The sequence below is a fragment of the Blautia sp. SC05B48 genome (assembly GCF_005848555.1).
Classification (GTDB): Bacteria; Bacillota; Clostridia; order Lachnospirales; family Lachnospiraceae; genus Blautia_A.
Genome location: NZ_CP040518.1, coordinates 291781 through 316127, shown reverse-complemented (window position 1 = coordinate 316127; position 24347 = coordinate 291781). Strand labels below are relative to the sequence as shown.

The following is a 24347-nucleotide window of genomic DNA, read 5'->3' as shown; positions in this document are numbered from 1 at the left end:
GCTTGTGAGGTGATACGGTAACGGTGTCGAAAACAAAAATCAAATAACCGAATGATGAGGTGTGAGAACATGCAGGAATTAAAACCAATCAAAGAAGGTAAAGTACGTGAGATTTATGACAATGGAGACAGTCTGATCATGGTTGCAACAGACCGTATCAGCTGCTTTGACGTAATTCTGAATAACGAAGTTACAAAGAAAGGTGCTGTACTGACCCAGATGTCCAAATTCTGGTTTGACATGACTGAGGACATTCTTCCGAACCACATGATCTCTGTAGATACCAAGGATATGCCGGAGTTTTTCCAGCAGGAGAAATTCGAAGGAAAATCTATGATGTGCCGTAAACTGAACATGCTGCCGATCGAGTGTATCGTACGTGGATACATCACAGGAAGTGGATGGGCAAGCTACAAGGAGAACGGCACTGTATGTGGCATCAAGCTTCCGGAGGGACTGAAGGAATCCGACAAGCTGCCTGAGCCGATCTACACACCATCTACCAAGGCTGAGATCGGTGATCACGATGAGAATATTTCCTTTGAGCAGAGTATCGATCATCTTGAGAAATACTTCCCGGGAAAAGGACGCGAGTATGCAGAAAAGCTTCGTGACAACACCATTGCTCTTTACAAAAAATGTGCAGAGTATGCACTCAGCAAGGGAATCATCATTGCAGATACAAAATTCGAGTTTGGTCTTGATGAGGACGGAAATATGGTCATCGGTGATGAGATGCTGACACCGGACAGCTCCCGTTTCTGGCCGGCAGAAGGCTATGAACCAGGACATGGTCAGCCATCTTTTGACAAACAGTTTGCACGTGACTGGCTGAAAGCCAATCCGGACAACGACTGGACACTTCCTCAGGAAATCGTTGACAAGACTATTGAGAAATATCTCCAGGCATACAAAATGCTTACAGGAAAAGAACTGGCCTGAAAATAACAGCAGTTCTGAAATAGAACATACCTTACAAGCCGCTTCGGACGCCCATTCCGAGGCGGCTTCTTTCTTTATAAAACAGGACAAAAACAAAACGGTTGCAAGAAAACGGAGGGATATTTATAATAAATACAGAAACCAGATGATCCTGACAGATTTAAAGGAGTGTGATTATGAGCAGGAAAAACAAGGTGAAAAAGAAAAAAACAGTGGGAGATCATATTCTGACGATCGTTCTGATCGTGGCAATCTGTATTTTCTGTTATGCAGCTTTTAACCTTTATCATATTTATACAGAATATAAAAAAGGAACCGATGAATATAACAGCATTTCCGAAATGGCAGTGACAGAACGTGATCCGGACCAGGTGGAAGAGATGAATCAGCCGGATGAACAGCCTGTAGCACCTGTGAGTGTTGATTTTGATTCTCTCAGGAGTATCAATGAGGATGTGATCGGCTGGATCTATATGGAGGCATTGCCTGAGATCAGTTATCCGGTGGTACAGGGAGAGGATAATAATTTTTATCTGCACCAGACATATGAGAAAAATTATAATTTTGCGGGAACGATCTTTATTGATTATGAGAACAAAAGGGATTTCAGCGATTGTAATACCCTGGTGTACGGACACAATATGAAGAATGGTTCCATGTTTGGAATGCTGAAAAAATACAGAGCTGATGAGACGCTTTACAATGCCAGCAAATATTTCTGGATCCTCACACCGGAAAAAGATTACCGGTATGAGATCATTGCAGCGTATACGACTTCTGTAAACAGCGATACGTATACCTTATTTAAGGGACCTGGCAAAGAGTTTCTGGAATATGAGAAAAAAATGTTCCAGAATTCGGAGATCAGAACAGATGCCACTGCAAGTGAAGCCAATGTGAAGGATAAGATCGTTACATTATCAACCTGTACCGGCAATCAGGCAACACGTTTTGTGGTACAGGGAAAAAGAGTGAATGCAGTGAACCCACAGTAGAGCTTTTGCGGATAAGTTTGGGAGGAAATGATATGGGAAATGAGATAGAAAAATTACAAAAGATCATTGATGAGAGCAGAAATATTGTATTTTTCGGCGGTGCAGGTGTTTCAACAGAAAGCGGGATCCCGGATTTTCGAAGCCAGGACGGACTGTATAACCAGAAATATGATTATCCGCCGGAAACAATCTTAAGCCATACATTTTTCATGCGAAAACCTGAGGAATTCTTTAAATTTTACAGAGATAAGATGCTTTGTGATACTGCAAAACCGAATGCAGCACATCTGAAGCTGGCGGAGATGGAGCAAACAGGAAAGCTGAAGGCTGTGATCACTCAGAATATCGATAATCTTCACCAGATGGCAGGAAGTAAAAAGGTCCTGGAGCTTCACGGAAGCGTTTACCGAAATCATTGTGTGAAATGCGGGAAATTCTATGATTTTAAATATATGAAGGAATCTGAAGGTGTTCCGCGGTGTAGCTGCGGTGGCATGATCAAGCCGGATGTGGTCCTTTATGAGGAAGGGCTGGATGACTATACGATACAGGAATCAGTAAGAGTGATCTCAGAGGCGGAGGTGCTGATCATCGGGGGAACTTCTCTGGCGGTATATCCGGCAGCAGGCCTGATCGATTATTTCCGGGGAAATCATCTGGTGGTGATCAACAAGGCACCGACACCGAGGGATAAATATGCGGATCTTCTTATTAAAGAACCGATCGGGCAGGTGTTTTCTCAGATAAGAGTCTGAAAATATGGGAACCCGGGAGGATCTGCAAAAATAAAAATGAGGAGTATCAAATGGGATTAAATTATGAAGTTGGAGATATTGTCACACTGAAGAAGGCTCATCCCTGTGGCAGTAAAGAATGGGAGATCCTTCGTGTAGGAGCGGATTTCCGCCTGAAATGCAAGGGCTGCGGACATCAGATCATGGTGGCACGTAAGCTGGTTGAGAAAAATACACGAGATTTGAAAAAATTCGAAAAAAATTAAAATTATGCTTTACATCACGGGAGAGATGTGCTAGAATCAACAATCGTGATATATTTCATATCCTTGCTCTTTGACAGGCAAAGGGCCAAAAGACCATAAGGAGGTTAAGACAAGCATGAACAAGTACGAGTTAGCATTAGTTGTGAGCGCTAAGCTTGAGGATGAAGCACGTGACGCTGTAGTTGAGAAAGCAAAAAGCTACATCACACGTTACAACGGCGTGATCACAGAAGTTGAAGAATGGGGTAAGAAGAAATTAGCTTACGAGATTCAGAAAATGCATGAAGGCTTCTACTATTTTATTCAGTTTGAAGCAGATTCTCAGTGCCCGGCGGAGATCGAGAGACATGTCCGCATCATGGACAATGTATTAAGATACCTGGTTGTCAAGAAAGAGGCATAATTTTTGCAGCGGATTTTCGAAAACACCATTAAGAACCTGTTCAGTTAAGTGAAATCATAAGAGAGGTAGAACGATGAACAAAGTAATATTAATGGGACGCTTGACAAGAGATCCTGAGGTAAGATATTCCGCAGGAGAAAATGCCCTGGCAATCGCCAGATATACACTGGCAGTTGATCGCAGATTCCGTCGTGACGGAGAGGCAAGCGCTGATTTTATCAGCTGTGTTTCTTTCGGACGTACAGCAGAATTTGCGGAAAAGTATTTCAGACAGGGACTGAAAATTGCAGTTACGGGACGTATCCAGACAGGAAGCTATACGAACCGTGAGGGACAGAAGGTTTATACGACTGAGGTTGTTGTTGAGGATCAGGAATTTGCTGAGAGCAAAGCATCAAGCGACAGCTATGCAGCATCTCATCCGAGAACAGAGGCAGCACCTGCACCGTCTATGCTGAGTCCGAGCGCAGCAAGCGCCGACGGCTTCATGAACATTCCAGACGGAATTGATGAGGAGCTGCCGTTCAATTAGAACATCTGATCAAGACAGATGAGACGAATAAGATAGGAGGAAACAATCATGGCTTACAATAGAGGCGAGAGACCAGATTCTCCGATGAAGAGAAGAGGCGGACGCAGAAGAAAAAAAGTTTGTGTATTCTGCGGTAAAGAGAATAACGAGATCGATTACAAGGATGTAGCAAAGTTAAGAAAGTATGTTTCCGAGAGAGGTAAAATTCTCCCGAGAAGAATTACAGGTAACTGTGCGAAACATCAGAGAGCACTGACAGTTGCTGTTAAGAGAGCACGTCATATGTCCCTGATGCCATACGTTCAGGACTAATTCTGATCTTATACAGGGTCGTTGCGAAACAGATGAGCAGTCATCTGAGGGCAGCGGCCTTGTTTTTTTATATGCAGGATTCTTTCTTATGAGCGAAACAGATTTTATCATTGCTATGGAATTATAATAAGGAATCTGGTATAATGTTAAATAACTTGTGGGTTAAATTACATTAAGAACAGGAAAAAGCAATGAACAACAAAGTTAAATTCAAGGGGCCTATGAAACACTTCATGCGCTGGCCGCTGTACCTTTCGGTCCTGGTTGTGCTGCTGGATCTGCTGGTGTTTATTGTAAGTATAAAGGCCGGAATTCTGGTGTCTGCAGGTACTGTGATCTATATTTTTATTGCAGTACAGCTTTTTCGATATCACAAACCGCTGATCGTCAATGATATGATCGCATTTGCCAATCAGTATGATGTGGTAGAAAAGCGGATGCTGGAAGAACTGGCGCTTCCTTATGCCATTATGGATATGGAAGGCCGCATGATCTGGTCCAACCGTATTTTTTCGGAGATCACGGGGAGAGATCAGTTTTATAAAAAAAATATCAGCACAGTTTTCCCGGATATTACTCCGGACAAGCTTCCTGTAGCCGATGAACTGGAAATTTCCGAGATCAGTATACATTTCGGGGATCGGATCTATCGGGCTTCCATGCAGCGGGTGACTATGGGTGAAGTGGTCAGTCATGCGGATATTTTGGAGAATATGTCCCAGAATATCAGTCTGATCGCCATGTATCTTTATGATGAAACAGAGCTTAAGGAATACATTCAGAAGAATGAGGACAATAAGCTTGTTGTGGCACTGGCTTATCTGGATAATTATGAAGAGGCGCTTGAGAGTGTGGAGGATGTGCGCAGATCCCTTCTGATCGCACTGATCGATCGTAAGATCACGAAATATTTTTCCAACTTTGACGGCCTTGTGAAGAAACTGGAGAAAGATAAATATCTTCTGATCATGCGCCAGAGTTCACTGGAAACACTGAAGGAACAGCGTTTTCATATCCTGGATGAGGTTAAGACGGTTAACATCGGAAATGAAATGGCTGTGACATTAAGTATCGGAATCGGTCTGAATGCTGCTACGTATATCCAGAATTACGAATATGCCAGAATTGCCATTGAGATGGCGCTGGGTCGTGGCGGTGATCAGGTAGTGATCAAAAATGAAAATAATATTACCTACATTGGCGGCAAAGCGCAGCAGATGGAGAAATCAACCCGTGTGAAGGCACGAGTGAAGGCTCAGGCTCTGAAGGAATTTATGAGCACCAAGGATCGAGTGGTGGTTATGGGACACAAGATCACAGATGTGGATGCTCTGGGAGCCGGGATCGGTATTTACCGTGCCGGTAAGACTCTTGGCAAGCCGGTGCATATTGTGATCAATGATCCGACCACATCCATTCGGCCGCTGATGAGTGGATTTATGGAGAATCCGGATTATGAGCCGTCCATGTTTGTGGACAGTAATCAGGCCAAAGAACTGGTGGATAACAATACGGTAGTAATTGTGGTGGATACCAACAAGCCAAGCTATACCGAATGCCAGGATCTTCTCTATATGACAAAGACCATTGTGGTATTGGATCATCACCGCCGCGGCAGCGAGGTAATCCAGAATGCAGTTCTGTCCTATGTGGAGCCATATGCATCCTCAAGCTGCGAGATGATCGCAGAGATCCTGCAGTATTTTGCAGACGGGCTGAAGCTTCGCAGTATTGAGGCGGACTGTATTTATGCGGGTATCATGATCGATACCAACAACTTTACAACAAGAGCGGGTGTGCGTACTTTTGAGGCAGCAGCATTCCTGCGCAGATGCGGAGCAGATGTGACACGTGTACGTAAGATGCTCCGGGATAATATTGATTCTTATAAGGCGAGAGCGGAGGCAGTTCGTACTGCGGAGATCTACAGAGATTATTTTGCCATTGCAAGATGTCCGAGTGAAGGCCTGGAAAGTCCTACCGTTGTAGGAGCACAGGCGGCCAATGAGCTGCTCAATATCGCAGGAGTCAAGGCATCTTTTGTTCTTACCAGCTATAATAATGAGGTTTACATCAGTGCCAGAGCCATTGATGAGGTGAATGTACAGGTCATGATGGAACGGATGGGCGGCGGCGGACATCTGAATATTGCCGGTGCACAGGTGAAAGACACCATGGATGAGACCGAAAGAATGCTGAAAGAAATTATAGACCAGTTATATCAGGAAGGGGACAAATAGAAATGAAAGTAATTCTTCTGGAAGATGTTAAATCCCTGGGAAAAAAGGGACAGATCGTAAATGTAAGTGACGGATATGCAAGAAACATGATCCTGCCAAAAAAGCTTGGTGTTGAAGCTACCTCCAAGAATCTCAATGACCTGAAACTCCGTAAGGCAAATGAAGAAAAGGTTGCACAGGAAAACCTGGACGCTGCCAAGGCATTTGCAGAGGAGCTTTCCACAAAGGAGGTTATCCTTACTCTGAAGGTAGGTGAAGGCGGAAGAACATTCGGTTCTGTATCCTCAAAAGAAATCTCTGAGGCAGCCAAGAAACAGCTGAATCTTGATATCGATAAGAAAAAGCTCCAGCTGGAGAATCCGATCCGTAACCTGGGTGTTACCAATGTTCCGGTACGACTTCATCCGAAGGTAACCGGAAGTCTCAAAGTCTGGGTAAAAGAGGCGTAATCAATGGAAGAAGCACTGATCAAGAGGATTCTGCCTCACAGTATTGAGGCAGAGCAGTCAGTGATCGGATCCATGATCCTGGATCGTGATGCGATCTTGGTGGCTTCCGAGATCCTGACCAGTGATGATTTTTATCAAAAACAATACGGCATCATTTTTGATGCCATGGTGGAACTCTGTAATGAAGGACAGCCGGTAGATCTGATCACTCTGCAGAATCGTCTCAAGGAGAAAGAACTTCCGCCGGACATCAGCAGTATGGAATATGTCCGTGATTTGATCGCAGCAGTTCCTACATCAGCCAATGTGAAATACTATGCCAATATCGTAAGTGAAAAGGCAGTTCTCCGTCGGCTGATCAGGACTACGGAAGAGGTTGCCAATGCCTGTTATCTGGAAAAGGACAGTACGGAAACCATACTTGAGGAATCCGAGAAAAAGCTGTTTAATATTTTACAGAGAACAAATGGCAGCGATTATGTGCCAATCCAGCAGGTCGTGTTGAATGCAGTCAGCAATATTGAGAAGGCTTCCAAGCTGAAGGGCTCCGTTACCGGGATTCCGACCGGATTTGTGGATCTGGATTATAAGACTTCCGGTATGCACGCGTCTGATCTTGTACTGATCGCAGCTCGACCTTCCATGGGAAAAACTGCCTTTGTATTGAATATTGCCCAGTATATGGCGTTTCGTAAAGACGTGACCGTGGCTATTTTCAGTCTGGAGATGTCCAAGGAGCAGTTGGTAAACCGTCTTCTTGCTATGGAATCTCACGTGGATTCCCAGAATCTCCGTACCGGAAATCTGAAAGATGAGGACTGGACGAAGCTGGTAGAAGGAGCGGATATTATCGGTGGCTCCAATCTTATTATTGATGATACACCTGGAATTTCCATTGCGGAGCTTCGTTCCAAATGCAGAAAATATAAGCTTGAGCATAATCTGGGGATCATCATGATCGATTATCTTCAGCTGATGAGCGGAAGTGGAAAATCGGATTCCAGACAGCAGGAAATTTCAGATATTTCACGATCACTGAAAGCGTTGGCAAGAGAGATCGATGTACCGGTAATTGCGTTATCACAGCTTAGCCGTGCAGTGGAACAGAGACCGGATCACAGACCAATGCTTTCGGATCTTCGAGAGTCCGGAGCTATTGAGCAGGATGCGGATGTGGTCATGTTTATCTATCGAGATGATTATTATCACAAGGATACCGAGAAGAAAGACATTGCAGAAATTATCATAGCCAAGCAGAGAAACGGTCCTATCGGAACTGTGGAGCTGGTATGGCTGCCAAGATATACCCAGTTTGTAAATATGAAAAAATAGAGCCGTGCAGACGGTAAATGAAAGGCTGTCAGGATGAAAGCTTATAGTTATCCTGATGGCCTTTTGTATTTTTGTCAGTGTGATAGTGGAGTTCGGGATGCTATGGATATAGGCAAAGAGTCATATTTGGTAAAATTATGTCAACCGATTAATCTTGCTATTTCCTGATCTCAGGGGTTATACTGTAGACAGCAGCAGTGAATCTCTATATAAGGGGGCGTTCACAATGGAAAAAAGATATACAGTCAGACAGGCCGTAACACTGACCGGAGTGAAATCTTATGTCCTGCGTTACTGGGAGGAAGAACTGGAGCTTCGGATCGGACGCAATGAACTGGGACATCGCTATTATACACCGTTTGATATCCAGCTTTTTCTTAAAATAAATGAGCTGAAAAGTAAGGGACTTCAGTTGAAAGCAATCCGTACACTGATCCCACCGGAGGTAAGAAAGACAGATACACCGGATTTTTCAGAATCTGATATCAGGATTCTGGAGGGAGAAGCTGTTGAGCTTGAAGATACCCCAATGAAAAATACGGGATCTGAAAAGGAGTTCATGGAAAAAGCGGAATCCGGGAATACAGAGAAGTGCGGAGCAGATAACGATAAGATATTGGAGTTTCAGGAAATCATGGAACGCCTGATCCGTGAGGAAATGCAGAGAAAGAAAGAAGGAGAGTACCGGTGTCGTTCTCTGGATGAAGCAATCCGCAGGCAGCAGCAGGCAAGAAGAGAAGCAGCAGCTTCCTGTGAGGGAAAAAAGAATAAAAGAAACAGAAAAGGCTGCCGGTAAACCGGCAGCCTCATTCATTATAGCAGCTTATCAAGCTAATGGTGCATTACTCAGCAGAGATAGCACCAACTGGACAGGCCTCAGCGCATGTTCCGCAGTCAACACAAGCGTCTGCGTCGATTACATAATGCTCGTCTCCCTGAGAAATAGCCTCGTTCGGGCACTCACCCTCACATGTTCCACAGCTAACGCATTCGTCAGAAATTACATATGCCATAATTGATATCCTCCTTTTAAATTGTGTATTGTATGTATCCCCTACCAGGGATTCTATCCCCATTCTAATATATCTGCATAAAGAATACAAGTATAAATTTATAAACAAAACTGAAAATTCATAACCCGTTGATTCCATCCCGGATTCGTATTATAATAGCAGAACGGAATGAAAATATTTCGATAAAACAGTAAAGGAGAATACAATCATGGCAAAAGTTACAAAGAGCATGCTGATCGGAGAACTGCTCACTGTAGACCCGAATATCGCACCGATCCTGATGAGAGCAGGAATGCATTGTCTTGGCTGCCCGTCTTCACAGATGGAATCTCTGGAGGAAGCAGCAATGGTCCATGGCCTGGATGCAGATGTCCTCGTAGCTCAGATCAATGATTTTCTTGGTGAGTAATAAACAGAAGCTTTTTTGCTGAAACAAAAGAACCGCTGTCGGGAAATGCAGATCATATGGATCGCATTCCGACAGCGGTTTGTTTGTCTGCAGGATATCTGGTTTGTCAGATATTCAGAAGCTTCTGAAGTGCATGATCAGCGATCAGTGCACAGTGCTCTCTGAAGTAGGCTTCACCGGCTGGTGTGAATGCGCGGCCGATGCCATACTCGGAAAGGATATTGCAGACCTTGTTAAATTCTTCAGGTGTACAGTCTGACTGATGAAGAACCAGCTGATAGACACCGTCTTCTCCTTCACGATAGAGAGTATTATCACCGGTAAAGAAACCATTCATACCATGAGCTGCGGCAATAACATCATCCAGCTCCGGGAAAGAGTACAGGCGTATAAGCTTTACAGAACTCTCAGCTGGCTGCTGTGATGCATCCGGAGTTTCTGTTTCCTGAGAGGTGGAAGTTTCTGCCCTTTTTTCTTCCGGTTTCTGTGAAAGATCCTTAAGTTTGGATTCACAGAGCTTCTGGAAGATATCGATGATATTGTCAGCGCCATCGATCTCTACGGTATCGGAAGGCTTGTTGCCCTTGAAGGGGGCAAATTTGGAAAAACGTGTATCCAGTTCTTCAGGATCTTCCACTTTAGTGATAATGAGGATAACACTTTCGGCATTGACAGGAATAGCCTCGATCATCAGAGGAATATTATCTGCTTCAAAACCAAACTGTATCTGTGCCTGCTGCATCATATCACGAAAGAGACGTTTGGCTTTCTCGGTACCGTATGCAAGTTCACTGATACGGATCTGATGACTGTCCAAATCTTCTTTCGTCAGGGTACAGCGGATCTGATTTTCATTGATTTTTTCTATTTTCATATGATCACATCCTATAGGTGAATAAATTAATCTTTTACATACTGTATTATATAACAGTTATACACAAGATGTAAAGATGCAGAAACCTGAGAAAAAAAGAAAATTTCCTATTCTCTTATAAAAGACTTGCATCTGAAGGGAAATCAGGTATAATGAAAATCAGAAAAGCTGTCTCATCCCAGAAACAAGAAGACAGTAACGATAACTTAAAGTCATATTTTTCTGAAGATAAGGATTCTGTGTGAAATTCATCGGCGAGTCTGTCGGTACACAGATAAATTTTCCCCATTTTATTATTTATATTTTATTACAAGTATCATCCTAACAGGGAAGTTGCAGCTTTTCGAGAACCATTGCTGGTGTTTTCTGAAAATCTAACCAGGAAAGGAGGTCGGGATACGCCAAATATATCACAGGAAAAAAAGAAATCCGCAAAACCCCTTCGAAGGGAACTGGAGCTTTATCGTGAGAACGGAGTTTCTCTTTATCTCAATGGAGCACCAAGCACTCCGAAAAAAATCGCAAAAGCCTGTCAGATTGCGGAAAACGGGGTCTATATGCGGGATTATACGGAAGATGAAGACGGCCATATCGCCTGTGTAAGCTTTGATCTTATTCGTAAAGAATGACCGTACATAAGAAAAAACGGTTCCCCGGATAACGATCATCCCCTGCACTCATGCATACCATGCGGGGAACCGAAATTCTAAAGAAATTGTGAAAAATTATTAAAAGTCGATTTTTATAACGAAATGTAGACAAGATATGTTATAATGAAACAAATTATGACATTTTATACCGAGAGGAAAAAAATATGACAAAAAAACACATACCGATCCTTGTGGTAGGTCTGCTGATCGTTCTGGTCGTTCTTGCCGGAGGGGCTGTTTACGGGATCAATAAGATTATACCAAGCAGGAAACAGATGAATCTGACAGAATACTACGGACAGAATGCAGACGGTGAGGCTGCGTTGATACTTGGAACTGAGAAACTGGAGGAGAAGGCACTTATCTCAGGAGAAGATGTATATCTTCCGCTGGATGTAGTGAACGGATATTTGAATCAGAGATATTACTGGGATAGTGAAAACAAGAAGATCCTGTATGCAACACCATCCAGTCTCACAGAGGAACCGGCTTCAGATAAGGCAGACGGAAACGTGTGGCTGAAGGATGACACGGTTTATCTGAAACTGGATTATGTAAAAGAGTATACAGATATCGATTCTTATATAGGGCAGGATCCTGCAAGGGTTGCGATACAGTACAAATTTACCAATGTGGAGACCGTGACCACAAAGAAGGATACAGTGATCCGCTACCGGGGCGGGATCAAGGCGCCGATTCTTTCCAAACTGGCGAAGAATACAGTTCTACGGCTGATGAATGAAGGTGAGGACTGGGATCAGGTGGCAACCGATGACGGTTACATCGGTTATGTTCAGAAGAAAAAGGTAAGTGCCGTGGATACAACGGATTATGAAAGGGATTTTAAGACAGAGTCCTATACATATCTTACCATGGATAAGCCGGTGAACCTGGCATGGCACCAGGTCACCAGCACAGATGCAAACAGCTATTTCGCAGATGCGGTACAGAATATGACAGGCGTGAATGTGATCTCTCCAACCTGGTTTTCTGTAACGGATAACTCCGGAAATATTTCTAGTCTTGCATCTGGGGAGTATGTGATGCAGGCACATGAAAAAGGACTGAAGGTATGGGGACTGGTGGATAATTTTAATGAGAACATGAGTACCACAGAAGTTCTTTCAAAAACCAGTTCAAGGCAGAATCTGGAGAATCAGCTGATCACTTATGCACTGAAAGCAGGACTGGATGGAATCAATGTTGATTTTGAATCTTTGGGCGAAGAAGCAGGAATCCATTTCCTTCAGTTTTTAAGAGAGCTTTCTATCCAGTGCCACGCCAATAACCTGGTGCTTTCGGTAGATAATCCGGTTCCGGAAGATTTTACCAGTCATTATGACCGTGCGGAACAGGGCAAGGTTGTAGATTATGTGATCATTATGGGCTATGATGAGCATTACGTAGGCTCCGACGCAGGTTCCGTGGCATCTCTGCCATGGGTAGAACAGGGGGTTAAGGATACGCTTTCAGAAGTAGCAGCTCAACGGACGATCCTTGCGATCCCGTTCTACACAAGGCTCTGGAAGACTACAGATGGCGGTGCACTGACAAGTGAGGCCATCGGTATGGATCAGGCACAGCAGACGATCAGTGATAACGGAGCAGAAACGTACTGGGACAAAAAGACAAGTCAGAATTACGGAACCTATGAAGGGGACGGTGCCACATACCAGATCTGGCTGGAGGACTCTAAGTCTATTGCGGAAAAGGTTAAACTGATCAAAAAATACAAACTGGCAGGTGTGGCAGAGTGGAAGCTTGGGTTCGAGAACAGCGGAATCTGGAGCGTGATCACAGAAAACCTGTCATAAACAGAAGAAAACATTGTGATCTTCACAATGCTAAAAACACTCCCGGCAACATATATTAAAATAAATATGCCGGGGGTGTTTTGCGTTGAAAAAACATTTCATAGAATTGGCAATGGCAGTTCTTATGCTGGTCTGTTTTTATATTCTGTCATGGGAAGCGGCAGAAACTGCAGGCAGACTTATAGATGTATCCGGAAATATAAAAGCAGATCAGGTGATCCTGGTGGATGCCGGCCATGGCGGTATGGATTCCGGAATGGTGGGAATCGGTGGACTGAAGGAAAAAGGGATCAATCTGGATATTGCCATGAAACTTAAAGTGATTCTGGAAAAAAAAGGCCTTGCCGTAGTGATGACCCGGGAAGAAGATAAAGGGCTTTATGAAAATGGTACAAAAAATATGAAAGCACAGGATCTGCAGAATCGTATTGAACAGATCCGGAAATATGCACCGGTGCTTTCTGTGAGTATCCATCAGAACAGCTACAGTGATCCCGGAGTAAAAGGTCCGCAGGTATTTTATTATGAAACTTCGGAAAGCGGAAAAGCACTGGCACTTGCGATCCAGGAAAACATGAACCGGAAGCTTTCCATTGTACGGCCTCGGGTGGCAAAAGGAAACAGGACTTATTATCTTCTGAAGCGAAGTCCAGGTGTGATCAATATCGTAGAATGTGGATTTCTTACAAATCCGGAGGAAGCTTCCCTGCTTCAGACAGAGAAGTATCAGTGCAAGGTAGCAGAGGCTGTGGCCGATGGAATCGTTACATATCTGGAAAAACAGAAGGAAAACGAAAAAAATTGAAAAAAATGTGAATAGCCTTTTCATAGGAAGGTGATTCTGCTATACTTTACGTGAATTAAGGAGAATCCTATGCTTGGAATCATTTATCTTATATTATGTATGTTAACAGGACTGGAAATGGCAGGATGTCTGTTTCCGCGTCAAACAACTGAAAGAGGAAACAGGATATGGGTGGTCCTGCCGGCAGCATTTGGAATAGGGATCCTGATGCTGACCTGGGCAGTCTATATTCTTTCCTGGATGTTCAGCATATGCGCGGGGGTAGAGCATCCTCTTTTTTATGGAAATCTGATCGTATTTCTGGTGGATATCCTGCTGCTTTCGGGAATCTTCCGGTGGAAAAAGAAAAAACAGAAAAAAAACGTTTGTGATATCCGAACGGATGATCAGCAGAAAATGGATCCTGAAAAAAGAGCTTCTGCTTTTTGGCATTCTGACGGTCTTTGTGACCTGGATGATGTTTTACGTTTTTCACATGAAAGACGGCATTCTGTACTCCGGTTTTTCTGTATATGGAGATTATGCACCCCACACGGCAATGATGCGATCTTTTTCCAGAGGAAATAATTTTCCAACCCAGTATCCGCATTATGGCGGGCAGGATGTGAAATATCATTTTATGTTCCAGTTCCTTGTGGGAAATCTGGAGTATTTGGGCTTTCGTCTTGATCTGGGATATAATCTGGTAAGCATCCTGTCTCTGGTGGGCTTTCTTATGGTGCTTTACGGGATCAGCTACCGGATGTTTAAAAGCTTCTGGGCAGGGGCAGCTGCCATTGTTTTCTTTTTTTTCCGCAGCGGAACAGCGTTCTGGCGTTATCTGTGGGAACATCTTCAGGCGGGGGATCTTGTACGGACTCTGGAAGAAAATACGGCGTTTATCGGTTATACCACCAATGAAAATTGGGGATTATGGAATTTCAATGTATATCTGAACCAGCGTCATCTGGCCTTCGGTCTTCTGATGGCAGCTGTAGCGGTATGGACTTTTATAGATTGGGTGGAAGCCGGATGCAGTCACAAGGAACAGGGCTTTTTGTGGGTCCGTAACCGCTTTTTTACAAAAGAAGCCTGGATCTGCAGAAATGAGGGTACGGCGATCCTTCTGGGGCTGTTTCTGGGATTAACTGCCTTCTGGAACGGAGCTGCGCTGATCGGCGGTCTTCTGATCCTTGCCGGACTGGCAGTTTTTTCTGACGGTAAGCTGGATTATATGATCTGTGCCGGACTGGCGGTACTTTTTTCGGAACTGCAGTCGAAGATCTTTGTGTCGGGAAGTGTTATGAGTCCATCCTTTTACTGGGGATTTCTGGCAGACAATAAAAGCATTTCCGGTGTACTCTGGTATCTGGTGGAGATCAGTGGATTTTTCTTTGTGGGAATGATCGTGGCAGCAGTATTTCTGAAAAGAAGTCAGCGGGCAGTGCTGATGGGCTGTTTGCTACCAATGGTATTTGCATTTCTGGTATCGCTGACTCCGGATATCAATGTCAACCATAAATATGTGATGATCTCCTACGCATTTGTGACAGTGTTCTGGGGATGGATTGTTAGATGTGTTTTCCTTGAGGGAAAAAAAGGCTGGAAGAAATGGACCGGTCGCGCAGTGGCAGCCGTCCTTTGTATCTGCCTTAGTGCAACCGGGATCTACGATTACGTGATCATCTTAAGAGACAACGATTCCGCACACAGGATGACTGTAAATATGGAAAGCAGCCTGACGGACTGGCTCAGTGCGAATCTTAAGAAAAATGACCTTCTGCTGACGCCGGAATATACCATGAATGAGGTCACTATGTCCGGTGCCATGCTGTATTGCGGATGGCCTTATTATGCATGGTCTGCAGGGTACGATACGAGCTATCGTGCCGGCCAGGCAGTGCTCATGTATACCACGGATGATCCGGAGGTACTGAAAGCTGCCGTAAAGCAGGAAAAGATCACATATATCCTGTTTGAGGAGGATATGGAATTTGAACAGCAGGAATGTCGTGAGGATATCATCAGGGAGACATATCCACTGGTGTATACCTCAGAGGATGGGAGAATAAGAATCTATGAAACATGACAGCTTATATATCATTATGCCGGCATATAATGAAGAAAAAAATATCGGGACCGTGATCGAGCAATGGTATCCGGTAGTGGAGAAGATCGGCGGGGACAGCCGCCTGGTGATCCTGAATGACGGCAGCAAAGATGCTACCTACAAAAAAATACAGAACTATCAGAAAAAATTTGACCGTCTTATAGGAATCGATAAACCGAATGAAGGGCATGGAGGAACAATACTCAGAGGATATCGTTACGCAGTGGAAAAAGATGCTGATTATATTTTTCAGACGGATTCAGACGGGCAGACACTTCCTGAGGAATTCTGGCAGTTCTGGGAAAAACGTCAAAAGTGCGGGCTTCTTATCGGTTACCGGCAGAAGAGAGAGGATGGGCTCTCCAGGATTTTTGTGACAAGAATACTGCGGCTTGTGCTTTTTCTTATTTTTGGAACCTGGGTAAAAGATGCAAATACGCCATATCGGCTGATGGAGGGAAAACAGCTCGCCAAAGTACTGAAGCGTATCCCAGACGGATTTTTCCTTTCCAATGTGCTGATGACTGTGATCTATGAAAAACATCATCTTTATGTGGAATATATCCCCATCACATTCCGACCGAGACAGGCCGGAAAAAACTCTATCAACATGAAACGGATCATAAAGATCGGAAGACAGGCATTTGCGGACTTTATCCGTCTGCGGGGCAGGATCTGATACAGGAGGGACAGAAGGATGAAAAAAAAGATCAGAGAATTATTTCCGGAGTTGACTGCAGCAGTGATCCTGACAGTACTTTCAGCGTATCTCCTGGGAGGAGATGTATGGACATTCTGGACGTGGTGGCTGCTTGCACTGTTTATGGGAATGGTGGCAATGCCGGTCACAGGAAGGCTTTTCGGAGGCTTTGAAGACCGGGGCTGGCTTTTTTCAAAGGTACTTGCCATTGCGGTTACCGGATTTCTCACCTGGTTTCTGGTAGCGGTGGAAATTCTTCCTTTTACAGCAGCAGTGTGTGTAGGAGTATCTGTGGCTGTTGGCATTTTGTGTGCTGTACTTTTTCATGTTCAGCTGAAGCATGAGATTGAATGCTATCCGTCAGGAAAGATCCGGTTGATCTTTCGGGAGGAGCTTTTGTTTTTTGGGATTTTTCTGCTCTGGACTTATCTGGCTGGATTCCGGCCGCAGGCATACGGAACAGAGAAATTTATGGATTATGGCTTCATGGAGGCCATGATGCGGAGCAAAACTCTTCCTGCACGTGATCTCTGGTATTCTCAGGGAACCATCAATTATTACTATGGCGGGCAGTATTTTGCAGTATTTCTTACGAAGCTTACAGGAAGCAGAGTAGAAGTGACTTATAATCTGATGCGTACCTTTGTGGCAGCGTTTGCCTTTGTGTATCCGTTTTCGCTGGTCCGTCAGATGACGAAGGACAGGCTGTATGGACGGCTGGATGGAAAGAAGAAATATCTTCCGTCACTGGCAGGAATTACTGCAGGCATTGCGGTATCTATCGCAGGAAATGTACATTATATCGTCTATCGTTGTGTATTACCGCTGATTCGGAAGATGCAGGGGGCGGCAGAAGCAGCCAGCTACTGGTTCCCGGATGCAACACGTTACATAGGGTATAATCCGGTGAATGACAGTGATAAGACCATACATGAATTCCCATGCTATTCGTTTGTCCTAGGGGATCTTCATGCCCATGTGGTAAATGTGATGTTTGTGACATTTCTGGCAGGAATGCTCTATGCATGGCTGAAAATGATCCGAAAAAGAGGGCCTGAGCCTGAAAAACAGGAACGCAGTGTTTTCTGGCTGAGACAGCTTCTGATGCCGCATATCCTTCTGGCGTCAGTTTTTCTTGGCATGTTCCAGTGGACCAATTACTGGGATTTTGTGATCTATTTTGTAGTGACCGGCGGCGTTGTCCTGATCGCAAATATCATACGATTTGAGGGGAAGATAATCAGGATCCTGGCAGTGACGATCGTACAGGCAGTGGAGATCATAGGTCTCTCTTATCTGGTGATCCTGCCCTTTACATTGAAATTTGATACGATGGTACAGGGAGTGGCACTGGCACAGCATCATTCACTGTGGTATCAGCTTCTGATCCTCTGGGGGCTTCCGGTAATCCTTACTGTTTTGCTGATCCTGTCTGTTATCACAGAAAAAATGAGGGGACTGAAGCACAAAAGTCTTTACAGGCTGCTGGAGGCGCTCACAGTTCCGGATCTTTTTGCAGTGATCATGGGCTTATGTGCTATCGGACTGGTTCTGATTCCGGAGCTTGTATATGTACGGGATATTTATGAAAATGGAAATGCCAGAGCCAATACCATGTTCAAGCTGACGTATCAGGCATATATCCTTTTTGGAATGACGATGGGATATGGGATTTACCGTATGCTGGTGGTATCCAGACAGAAAATCATCCGGATCCTTTCAGGTGTGGGACTTTTTGTACTGCTCTGGACCGTGGGCTATTTCGGAAATGCCGTGCATTCCTGGTTCGGGGATGTCTGGAAGGTTTCGGAGTATCAGGGACTGGATGCAACTACATTTCTTGAGCAGGATTTTCCACAGGATGCGTCGGCGATCCGCTGGCTGAAGCAGAATATCAAGGGATCTCCTGTGGTGCTCGAGGCTAACGGGGACAGCTATACCGGATATGAGAGAGTTTCTGCATCTACGGGGCTTCCGACCGTACTGGGATGGTATGTGCATGAATGGCTCTGGAGAAATAATGTACCTGACCTCAATGAAAAAAGTGCGGACATCCAGACTATTTATACTTCCACAGATACAGAGACGGTAAAAAAACTGATCAGCCGTTATGATATTTCTTATATCTTTGTAGGAGAACAGGAAAAAGAAAAATATGGAACAGAGCTTAATGACAGTGTTCTTCAGAGTCTGGGAAGCATTGTCTTTGAAGATGATATGTCAGGAACCTACATTGTGAAAGTGGAGCAGGATTGACATTTTTTCCATAATAACGCTATAATATAACTATTATGTGACTGGTACAGATATGTTCTGAGAGATTTCTGCTGGGCAGTATACAGAAAAAGCAACAGTTGCGGGATGGCAGCAGAGAGGAGGATATTATGAACAGAATCGACAGACTTTATATGGAAATGATCCATTATTATCAGGGGGATCCGAAACATATCCAGCATTTTGTGAAGGTACATGATCTTTCAAGGCTGATCGGCCAGGGTGAGGGTCTGGACGAAGATACGATGTATGTTCTGGAAGCTGCGGCTCTCGTTCATGATATCGGAATCAAAGTCGGTATGGAAAAATACGGACGCTCTGATGGAAAAACGCAGGAAGCAGAAGGCCCGGCAGCTGCCAGAGAGATGCTTACCGCACTGGGCTTTCAAGATAGGGTGATCCGCAGAGTGGAATATCTGGTAGGACATCATCATACCTATAAGGATATTGATGGGATGGATTATCAGATCCTTGTGGAAGCTGATTTTCTGGCTAATTATTTTGAAGATGGACTTGATAAAGAACATATAAAGAAAAGTGCAGAGAAGATATTTAAAACAGAAACAGGCAAAAAAATAGTAAAGGAAATGTTTTTCCCGGAGACTTTTCAGAAATCCGAAACCTGGGCACAGGATGCCCTTCAGGACCTGGAGGATTTTATTGAAGAGCAGGGGATTTATATCAGACAGTAAATGGAGCGTAAAATGAAAGCAGAAATAGCAGTTATGACAGCGGAGAATATAGACAGAAAGGCAATTGCCCGAGGTGGCGAGATCCTGAAAAACGGCGGGCTTGTGGCATTTCCCACAGAGACTGTATACGGTCTCGGAGGAAACGCCCTGGATCCGAAAGCATCGATGAAGATCTATGCAGCCAAGGGAAGACCTTCGGACAATCCGCTGATCGTACATATCGCAGATATCCGTGACCTGGATAAGATCGTTACGGAGGTTCCTGAAAAAGCCAGAGTACTGGCTGAGAAGTACTGGCCGGGTCCGCTGACAATGATCCTTCCCAAAGCAGATATCGTGCCAAAGGAAACAACCGGAGGACTGGACAGTGTGGCAGTACGTTTTCCAAGTGACCGTATCGCACAGGAGCTGATCCTTGCGGCTGGCGGATATGTGGCAGCGCCAAGTGCCAATACTTCCGGAAGACCAAGTCCTACGACAGCGGGGCATGTGGCAGAGGATCTGGGAGAAGCCATTGATATGATCATTGATGGAGGACAGGTAAACATCGGTCTGGAATCTACTATCGTAGATTTTACAGAAGACATACCGGTAGTCCTGCGGCCGGGATATATTTCCCTGGAAATGCTCCGGGAAACACTTGGAGATGTAAGGATGGATAAGGGGCTGATCAAACCGGACAGCAAGGTCCATCCAAAAGCACCGGGAATGAAATATCGTCATTATGCACCAAAGGCAGATCTTGCCATTGTGGAGGGTTCCACAGAGGGTGTGATCGCGGAGATCGAAAGAAGAGCCGGAGAGGCTGAGGATAAGGGACTGACTGTGGGGATCATCGCAACAGATGAAACAAAAGGCCGATATTCACATGGAATCGTAAAGAGTATCGGAAGCCGGGAGCAGGAAGAAACGATCGCGCATCATCTGTACGAGGTCCTGCGTGATTTTGACAGCTGTAATGTAAGTGCCATTTATTCAGAGGCATTTTTTACACCAAGAATGGGACAGGCGATCATGAACCGCTTATTGAAAGCGGCTGGTCATAAAATTATCAATGTTGAGGAGGAGAAAGAAAATGATAGCACTGGGATGTGATCATGGCGGCTATGAGCTGATGCAGGAGGTAAAGAAGCATCTGGAAGAGAGAGGACTGGAGTACAAAGATTTTGGATGCAATGGTCCGGAATCTGTAGACTATCCTGTTTATGGAAAGAAAGTAGCACAGGCGATCGTGGACGGCGAGTGTGAGAAAGGTATCCTGATCTGCGGAACAGGTATCGGAATTTCCATCACTGCTAATAAATTTAAGGGAATCCGTGCTGCACTTTGTACAGATTGCTTTACTGCAGAGGCAACAAGACTTCATAACGATGCCAACATTCTGGCCATGGGCGGTCGTGTAGTAGGACCGGGACTTGCTCTGAAGATCGTGGATACATTCCTGGATACACCATTTTCCGGGGATGAGCGTCATATCAGAAGAATCAACATGATCGAGGATTGATCGATCAATAAGAAACCAATAGAAAAAAGAGGATTCTGTATGGATAAAAAAGGACAGAAACGACAGGGATATCTTTCCTGGGATGAGTATTTTATGGGGGTTGCCATGCTTTCCGGCATGCGTTCCAAAGATCCTCATTCACAGGTTGGTGCCTGTATCGTAAGTGAAGATAACAAGATCCTGTCAATGGGGTACAATGGATTTCCAAAGGGATGTTCCGATGATGAGTTTCCCTGGGGAAGAGAAGGAGATCCGCTGGATACCAAATATCTTTATGTGACACACAGTGAGCTCAATGCCATCCTGAATTACCGGGGAGGAAGTCTGGAAGGTGCCAAGCTTTATGTGTCCCTGTTTCCCTGCAACGAATGCGCCAAGGCTATTATCCAGGCAGGGATCAGGACTATTGTATATGACTGTGATAAATATGCAGATACTCCGTCTGTGATCGCATCCAAAAAAATGCTGGATGCAGCCGGAGTCCGGTATTATAAATATAACCGGACAAACCGTGAGATCACCATTAAAGTGTAAAAGAGAACAAAAATAAGAGAAAACAGCAGCCCGGCCCCTGATCCATCATAGCATCAGGGCTTCGGCTGCTGTTTTTTATGAATGGTTAAGAAGGTGTTTCGGAATGAAGATCTTCCGGTGTGGATAAGGCTGTGTGAGAGATCTTCTGTGGAAAACTTAAGCAGACTTTGAAAAGGTCACCGTCCAGATAAAGTTTAAAGGTGCCACCTTGAAGCTGCGTAAGGCTCTGTGCGATGGATAATCCAAGTCCGCTGCCTTCTGTATTTCTGGCAACATCGCCGCGGATGAAACGTTCGGTCAGTTCTTCAGCCGGAATGTTCAGAGGCTGTGCGGAAATATTTTTCAGGGTAAAGATGACTTGATCTTTTTCCAGAAGAACTTCCGCATAGACCCTTGTGTTCTCCATGGCATATTTCAGAATATTGCCGAAAAGATTTTCAAGGATACGCCACATCCGTCTGCCATCGGCATAGATCATGGCAGGAGAATCAGGCAGATGTGTCATCAGGGTCAGATGTCTGTTTTCCATCCGTTCTTCAAATTCGCCCATCACCTGGTAAAGCATTTCCACAAAGTTCAGATCCGCCATTTCCAGGGAGAGATTTCCAGCACTGGCTTTGGAAGCTTCGACTACATCTTCGGTCAGACTTTTCAGACGATGTGCCTTCGAATCCAGAATCTCAAGATATTTCAGTGCTTCCGGATCTTTGAGGTTCAGTCTTTTCAGCAGATCAATGTAATTGATGATGGAAGTCAGCGGCGTTTTCAGATCATGGGAGACATTGGTGATCAATTCGGTTTTCATACGCTCATCTTTGAGGCTTTTTTCCACGGCAGCGTCCAGCCCGTCACCAATGCGGTTGATATACTGTGCCATTGCTTTCTGATCACCACGGAGTTCCTTTTCCGGGATCTTGTAAGTGAGTTCTCCATCGGTGATCCGTTTCAGACCATCAAGGATGAGTTCCCGTCCAAGAGCAATTTTGTAGACGCAGAAAAGCGCACCCAGATCCAGAAGAAATAGAAGCAAAAACATCAGGAACCATCCATCAGATGCCGCGAGCAGGGCACTGAAGAAAAATTCAAGGAATAGAAATACGCCAAGTCCCACTACCATACGTATTCTGCTGATGGTATTCCTGGAGAAAAAATCGATCAACTTACCGGCTTTACAAAGACACAGACGGGGAAGCTTCAGGCATTTGCGAAGCAGGCTGTTTTTCCACAGGGTGCGAGCTTTGATCCTGCGGATCAGGCTTAAATAGCCGATCCAGAACAGGCACGTGATCAGGAAAATCGTGATACCCAGGATGATCAGGGAGGAGACAAGGTTATAGGTGGAAGCTTGCATGCTCAGTCCTGCGGTCAATACACCAAGTGCCGGGATACACACGAGTCCTGCTGCTGCTTCCGTATAGATCCTGTCAAAAAAGTTCAGTTCTGGCTGAGCCGTGTCTGTATTACCGCTATCGGAATTTCTTCTTCCGGTGTGGACAGTAAGCCAGATAAAATCTATGATAAAGAGCAGAAAACTGATCACGGTGATCACAGCAGCCGGGATAAATAAAGTACGGTAAGTCAGGAAATTCTGTCTGTCAGTTTTAATGGAATCCTGTACAGGAAGGCTGGTATCATCGATCCAGGCAAGAAAACTGCAGTTTTCATCGTATGTGGAGTTTCGAAGGAGATCGATCCAGTTTCCTACAGAAGGGTTTGCAGCAGCGGAAAGGTTCAGGTTCATAAGACCATTCCGGGCATTTTTTTCATCTGTGGCAGCTTCGTTGACACTTAGGAACACGTAAGGCTTTTTGTCTGAAAAACCGGAAATATCAGTCAGGTCGGAAGTATAGGCTGCATCTGTATTTGTGAAGATTTTCTGTGAGGTGTTATCCGTATAGGCATAATGGATATTGGAATTATCACTGCTGTACTCATCCAGTGTCTGAGCAGCGTCTGTCCAGCCGGAAAAAAGATCCCGGGCATTATCCAGCTGCTCAAAGGCATCGGCCAGGTTCCCTTTGAAATTCCTGGTTTTGGATGAGGTGGAATTCATGTAATCCAGGAGACTGCCGTAACCTTCCGGTGCACAGGGGATTTCAAGGATTGGAGTGAGCATATCTGCCACATCTGTGTAAACTACGTTTCCGTTTTTGTCTGTGATGTTTTTCAGAGGTTCCTGTGACTGGATGCCGCCGTCTGCATATTCGGCGCTCAGAGAGGAAAGAATCCGCTCAGTCCAGTCTTTCTGGGAAATTCCCTCGTATTTCAGGGCACCGGAGTTGGCATTTAGCTGCAGGGTTCCGTCTTCCAGAGCTTTTTTGAAATCAGAATAGTACATATATTTTGTTTCACCCTCCGGGGTGGTAAGGCCCAGGACGATCCAGTTATCATTGGAATGGATCGTCTGTGAACTCCATTCCTTAAGATCATTGAAGGAATAAGCCAGTCCGGAGGTGTTTTTGAAGGAGAGAGAATCTCCGTTATAAAGCTCTCCGAGATCAATGTATGCATCTTCGCTTGTTTTATCCAGGATTTCCCTGGCTGAGATCCCGGACAGGATTGTGGAAATTTTTGAGTAAAAGCTGTCAGCAAAAGCAGAAGTCTGGAAATAATCCTTTGTTTTAAGATCTTCTGCAGAGTCTATCCGGATACCTGCCTGGATCACCAGTGCCGCTGAAAAGACCATGATCACAGGCAGGATAAGAGCAAGGACAAGAGCAGGAATGCGCATAAATGAACGTTTTTTTCCCGTATGTTTATTTTTATTCATAATACCCCTTTCTG

At 44.7% G+C, this 24347-nt stretch carries 26 protein-coding genes; 23 read left to right on the top strand and 3 right to left on the bottom strand.

All coding sequences use genetic code 11. The features are described 5' to 3' along the window. Nucleotides 1-69 precede the first annotated feature (69 nt). The 11 genes from EYS05_RS01340 (at nt 70) to EYS05_RS01290 (ending at nt 9001) form a co-directional block, all read left to right on the top strand. Entirely contained in the window at nt 70-942 is an 873-nt protein-coding gene (locus EYS05_RS01340; RefSeq protein ID WP_015527192.1) for a phosphoribosylaminoimidazolesuccinocarboxamide synthase, read from the top strand. A 176-nt stretch (nt 943-1118) separates the two neighbouring features. After that, entirely contained in the window at nt 1119-1937 is an 819-nt protein-coding gene (gene srtB, locus EYS05_RS01335; RefSeq protein ID WP_118514296.1) for a class B sortase, read from the top strand. A 32-nt stretch (nt 1938-1969) separates the two neighbouring features. Next, nucleotides 1970-2692 carry an NAD-dependent protein deacylase gene (locus tag EYS05_RS01330; protein WP_118514298.1) on the top strand — a complete coding sequence of 241 codons (723 nt, stop codon included), beginning with the start codon at nt 1970-1972 and terminating at the stop codon, nt 2690-2692. A gap of 50 nt (nt 2693-2742) precedes the next feature. Beyond that, entirely contained in the window at nt 2743-2937 is a 195-nt protein-coding gene (locus tag EYS05_RS01325) for a DUF951 domain-containing protein (RefSeq protein WP_118514300.1), read from the top strand. Between the two features lie 115 nt (nt 2938-3052). Then, a complete protein-coding gene (gene rpsF, locus EYS05_RS01320) occupies nt 3053-3340 on the top strand; it encodes a 30S ribosomal protein S6 (RefSeq protein ID WP_021977097.1) in 288 nt (95 codons plus the stop codon). 73 nt (nt 3341-3413) lie between these two features. Then, nucleotides 3414-3872, top strand: coding sequence for a single-stranded DNA-binding protein (locus EYS05_RS01315; RefSeq protein ID WP_138276416.1), 459 nt, complete (start codon nt 3414-3416; stop codon nt 3870-3872). Between the two features lie 48 nt (nt 3873-3920). After that, nucleotides 3921-4184: a 30S ribosomal protein S18 gene (gene rpsR, locus EYS05_RS01310; protein ID WP_021651398.1), complete on the top strand. Its 264-nt coding sequence runs from the start codon at nt 3921-3923 to the stop codon at nt 4182-4184. Nucleotides 4185-4375: 191 nt separating this feature from the next. Then, nucleotides 4376-6424 (top strand): DHH family phosphoesterase, encoded by a 2049-nt coding sequence (locus EYS05_RS01305; RefSeq protein ID WP_138276415.1) that lies wholly within the window; start codon nt 4376-4378, stop codon nt 6422-6424. A gap of 2 nt (nt 6425-6426) precedes the next feature. Then, nucleotides 6427-6873, top strand: a complete 447-nt coding sequence (gene rplI, locus EYS05_RS01300) for a 50S ribosomal protein L9 (protein ID WP_015527184.1) — start codon at nt 6427-6429, stop codon at nt 6871-6873. A 3-nt stretch (nt 6874-6876) separates the two neighbouring features. Beyond that, entirely contained in the window at nt 6877-8205 is a 1329-nt protein-coding gene (gene dnaB, locus EYS05_RS01295; RefSeq protein WP_015527183.1) for a replicative DNA helicase, read from the top strand. A 226-nt stretch (nt 8206-8431) separates the two neighbouring features. Beyond that, nucleotides 8432-9001 (top strand): MerR family transcriptional regulator, encoded by a 570-nt coding sequence (locus tag EYS05_RS01290; protein ID WP_118368999.1) that lies wholly within the window; start codon nt 8432-8434, stop codon nt 8999-9001. Between the two features lie 46 nt (nt 9002-9047). Here the strand turns inward: EYS05_RS01290 and EYS05_RS01285 are convergent, their stop codons facing one another. After that, nucleotides 9048-9218, bottom strand: a complete 171-nt coding sequence (locus tag EYS05_RS01285) for a DUF362 domain-containing protein (protein WP_015527180.1) — start codon at nt 9216-9218, stop codon at nt 9048-9050. A gap of 208 nt (nt 9219-9426) precedes the next feature. Between EYS05_RS01285 and EYS05_RS01280 the strand changes: the two genes are divergently transcribed. Beyond that, complete coding sequence (locus EYS05_RS01280; protein ID WP_015527179.1) at nt 9427-9627, top strand: DUF1858 domain-containing protein; 201 nt, start codon at nt 9427-9429, stop codon at nt 9625-9627. Between the two features lie 106 nt (nt 9628-9733). On the opposite strand, the gene EYS05_RS01275 is transcribed toward EYS05_RS01280, so the two are convergent. Further along, complete coding sequence (locus EYS05_RS01275; protein WP_118369001.1) at nt 9734-10501, bottom strand: adaptor protein MecA; 768 nt, start codon at nt 10499-10501, stop codon at nt 9734-9736. Nucleotides 10502-10860: 359 nt separating this feature from the next. Between EYS05_RS01275 and EYS05_RS01270 the strand changes: the two genes are divergently transcribed. The 11 genes from EYS05_RS01270 to EYS05_RS01225 all read left to right on the top strand — a co-directional run bounded on the left by EYS05_RS01270 (nt 10861) and on the right by EYS05_RS01225 (nt 21563). After that, the gene (locus tag EYS05_RS01270) at nt 10861-11130 is read left to right on the top strand and encodes a hypothetical protein (protein ID WP_021651392.1); all 270 of its coding nucleotides are present in this window, start codon (nt 10861-10863) and stop codon (nt 11128-11130) included. 185 nt (nt 11131-11315) lie between these two features. Continuing rightward, a complete protein-coding gene (locus tag EYS05_RS01265) occupies nt 11316-12965 on the top strand; it encodes a glycosyl hydrolase family 18 protein (RefSeq protein WP_118626157.1) in 1650 nt (549 codons plus the stop codon). 85 nt (nt 12966-13050) lie between these two features. After that, the gene (locus EYS05_RS01260; RefSeq protein WP_243119181.1) at nt 13051-13770 is read left to right on the top strand and encodes an N-acetylmuramoyl-L-alanine amidase; all 720 of its coding nucleotides are present in this window, start codon (nt 13051-13053) and stop codon (nt 13768-13770) included. A 167-nt stretch (nt 13771-13937) separates the two neighbouring features. After that, nucleotides 13938-14141, top strand: coding sequence for a hypothetical protein (locus EYS05_RS17545; RefSeq protein WP_243119180.1), 204 nt, complete (start codon nt 13938-13940; stop codon nt 14139-14141). An 11-nt stretch (nt 14142-14152) separates the two neighbouring features. Then, entirely contained in the window at nt 14153-15838 is a 1686-nt protein-coding gene (locus EYS05_RS01255) for a hypothetical protein (RefSeq protein WP_243119179.1), read from the top strand. Further along, nucleotides 15828-16538: a glycosyltransferase family 2 protein gene (locus tag EYS05_RS01250; RefSeq protein WP_138276414.1), complete on the top strand. Its 711-nt coding sequence runs from the start codon at nt 15828-15830 to the stop codon at nt 16536-16538. The genes EYS05_RS01255 and EYS05_RS01250 overlap by 11 nt, the downstream gene beginning before the upstream one ends. Nucleotides 16539-16556: 18 nt before the next feature. Continuing rightward, nucleotides 16557-18815 (top strand): DUF2298 domain-containing protein, encoded by a 2259-nt coding sequence (locus EYS05_RS01245; protein ID WP_138276413.1) that lies wholly within the window; start codon nt 16557-16559, stop codon nt 18813-18815. Between the two features lie 128 nt (nt 18816-18943). After that, nucleotides 18944-19525, top strand: coding sequence for an HD domain-containing protein (locus tag EYS05_RS01240; protein WP_138276412.1), 582 nt, complete (start codon nt 18944-18946; stop codon nt 19523-19525). 12 nt (nt 19526-19537) lie between these two features. Further along, on the top strand, nt 19538-20620 hold the full coding sequence (locus EYS05_RS01235) for an L-threonylcarbamoyladenylate synthase (RefSeq protein ID WP_138276411.1): 1083 nt from the start codon (nt 19538-19540) through the stop codon (nt 20618-20620). Next, nucleotides 20601-21029: a ribose 5-phosphate isomerase B gene (gene rpiB / locus EYS05_RS01230; protein WP_015527166.1), complete on the top strand. Its 429-nt coding sequence runs from the start codon at nt 20601-20603 to the stop codon at nt 21027-21029. Before EYS05_RS01235 ends, rpiB begins: the two co-directional genes overlap by 20 nt. 39 nt (nt 21030-21068) lie before the next feature. Continuing rightward, a complete protein-coding gene (locus tag EYS05_RS01225) occupies nt 21069-21563 on the top strand; it encodes a deoxycytidylate deaminase (protein WP_138276410.1) in 495 nt (164 codons plus the stop codon). An 85-nt stretch (nt 21564-21648) separates the two neighbouring features. Here the strand turns inward: EYS05_RS01225 and EYS05_RS01220 are convergent, their stop codons facing one another. After that, on the bottom strand, nt 21649-24333 hold the full coding sequence (locus EYS05_RS01220) for a sensor histidine kinase (RefSeq protein ID WP_138276409.1): 2685 nt from the start codon (nt 24331-24333) through the stop codon (nt 21649-21651). Between the last annotated feature and the right edge of the window lie 14 nt (nt 24334-24347).

Excerpts from the sequence above, each read along its gene's own strand:
- dnaB (WP_015527183.1), top strand. The coding sequence starts at position 6,877 with ATGGAAGAAGCACTGATCAAGAGGATTCTGCCTCACAGTATTGAGGCA.
- EYS05_RS01340 (WP_015527192.1), top strand. The coding sequence starts at position 70 with ATGCAGGAATTAAAACCAATCAAAGAAGGTAAAGTACGTGAGATTTAT.
- EYS05_RS17545 (WP_243119180.1), top strand. The coding sequence starts at position 13,938 with ATGGGTGGTCCTGCCGGCAGCATTTGGAATAGGGATCCTGATGCTGAC.
- rpiB (WP_015527166.1), top strand. The coding sequence starts at position 20,601 with ATGATAGCACTGGGATGTGATCATGGCGGCTATGAGCTGATGCAGGAG.
- EYS05_RS01265 (WP_118626157.1), top strand. The coding sequence starts at position 11,316 with ATGACAAAAAAACACATACCGATCCTTGTGGTAGGTCTGCTGATCGTT.
- EYS05_RS01255 (WP_243119179.1), top strand. The coding sequence starts at position 14,153 with ATGATCAGCAGAAAATGGATCCTGAAAAAAGAGCTTCTGCTTTTTGGC.
- EYS05_RS01245 (WP_138276413.1), top strand. The coding sequence starts at position 16,557 with ATGAAAAAAAAGATCAGAGAATTATTTCCGGAGTTGACTGCAGCAGTG.
- EYS05_RS01275 (WP_118369001.1), bottom strand. The coding sequence starts at position 10,501 with ATGAAAATAGAAAAAATCAATGAAAATCAGATCCGCTGTACCCTGACG.
- EYS05_RS01285 (WP_015527180.1), bottom strand. The coding sequence starts at position 9,218 with ATGGCATATGTAATTTCTGACGAATGCGTTAGCTGTGGAACATGTGAG.
- EYS05_RS01220 (WP_138276409.1), bottom strand. The coding sequence starts at position 24,333 with ATGAATAAAAATAAACATACGGGAAAAAAACGTTCATTTATGCGCATT.
- rpsR (WP_021651398.1), top strand. The coding sequence starts at position 3,921 with ATGGCTTACAATAGAGGCGAGAGACCAGATTCTCCGATGAAGAGAAGA.
- EYS05_RS01325 (WP_118514300.1), top strand. The coding sequence starts at position 2,743 with ATGGGATTAAATTATGAAGTTGGAGATATTGTCACACTGAAGAAGGCT.
- EYS05_RS01290 (WP_118368999.1), top strand. The coding sequence starts at position 8,432 with ATGGAAAAAAGATATACAGTCAGACAGGCCGTAACACTGACCGGAGTG.
- EYS05_RS01330 (WP_118514298.1), top strand. The coding sequence starts at position 1,970 with ATGGGAAATGAGATAGAAAAATTACAAAAGATCATTGATGAGAGCAGA.
- srtB (WP_118514296.1), top strand. The coding sequence starts at position 1,119 with ATGAGCAGGAAAAACAAGGTGAAAAAGAAAAAAACAGTGGGAGATCAT.
- rplI (WP_015527184.1), top strand. The coding sequence starts at position 6,427 with ATGAAAGTAATTCTTCTGGAAGATGTTAAATCCCTGGGAAAAAAGGGA.
- EYS05_RS01225 (WP_138276410.1), top strand. The coding sequence starts at position 21,069 with ATGGATAAAAAAGGACAGAAACGACAGGGATATCTTTCCTGGGATGAG.
- EYS05_RS01280 (WP_015527179.1), top strand. The coding sequence starts at position 9,427 with ATGGCAAAAGTTACAAAGAGCATGCTGATCGGAGAACTGCTCACTGTA.
- EYS05_RS01315 (WP_138276416.1), top strand. The coding sequence starts at position 3,414 with ATGAACAAAGTAATATTAATGGGACGCTTGACAAGAGATCCTGAGGTA.
- EYS05_RS01235 (WP_138276411.1), top strand. The coding sequence starts at position 19,538 with ATGAAAGCAGAAATAGCAGTTATGACAGCGGAGAATATAGACAGAAAG.
- EYS05_RS01250 (WP_138276414.1), top strand. The coding sequence starts at position 15,828 with ATGAAACATGACAGCTTATATATCATTATGCCGGCATATAATGAAGAA.
- rpsF (WP_021977097.1), top strand. The coding sequence starts at position 3,053 with ATGAACAAGTACGAGTTAGCATTAGTTGTGAGCGCTAAGCTTGAGGAT.
- EYS05_RS01305 (WP_138276415.1), top strand. The coding sequence starts at position 4,376 with ATGAACAACAAAGTTAAATTCAAGGGGCCTATGAAACACTTCATGCGC.
- EYS05_RS01240 (WP_138276412.1), top strand. The coding sequence starts at position 18,944 with ATGAACAGAATCGACAGACTTTATATGGAAATGATCCATTATTATCAG.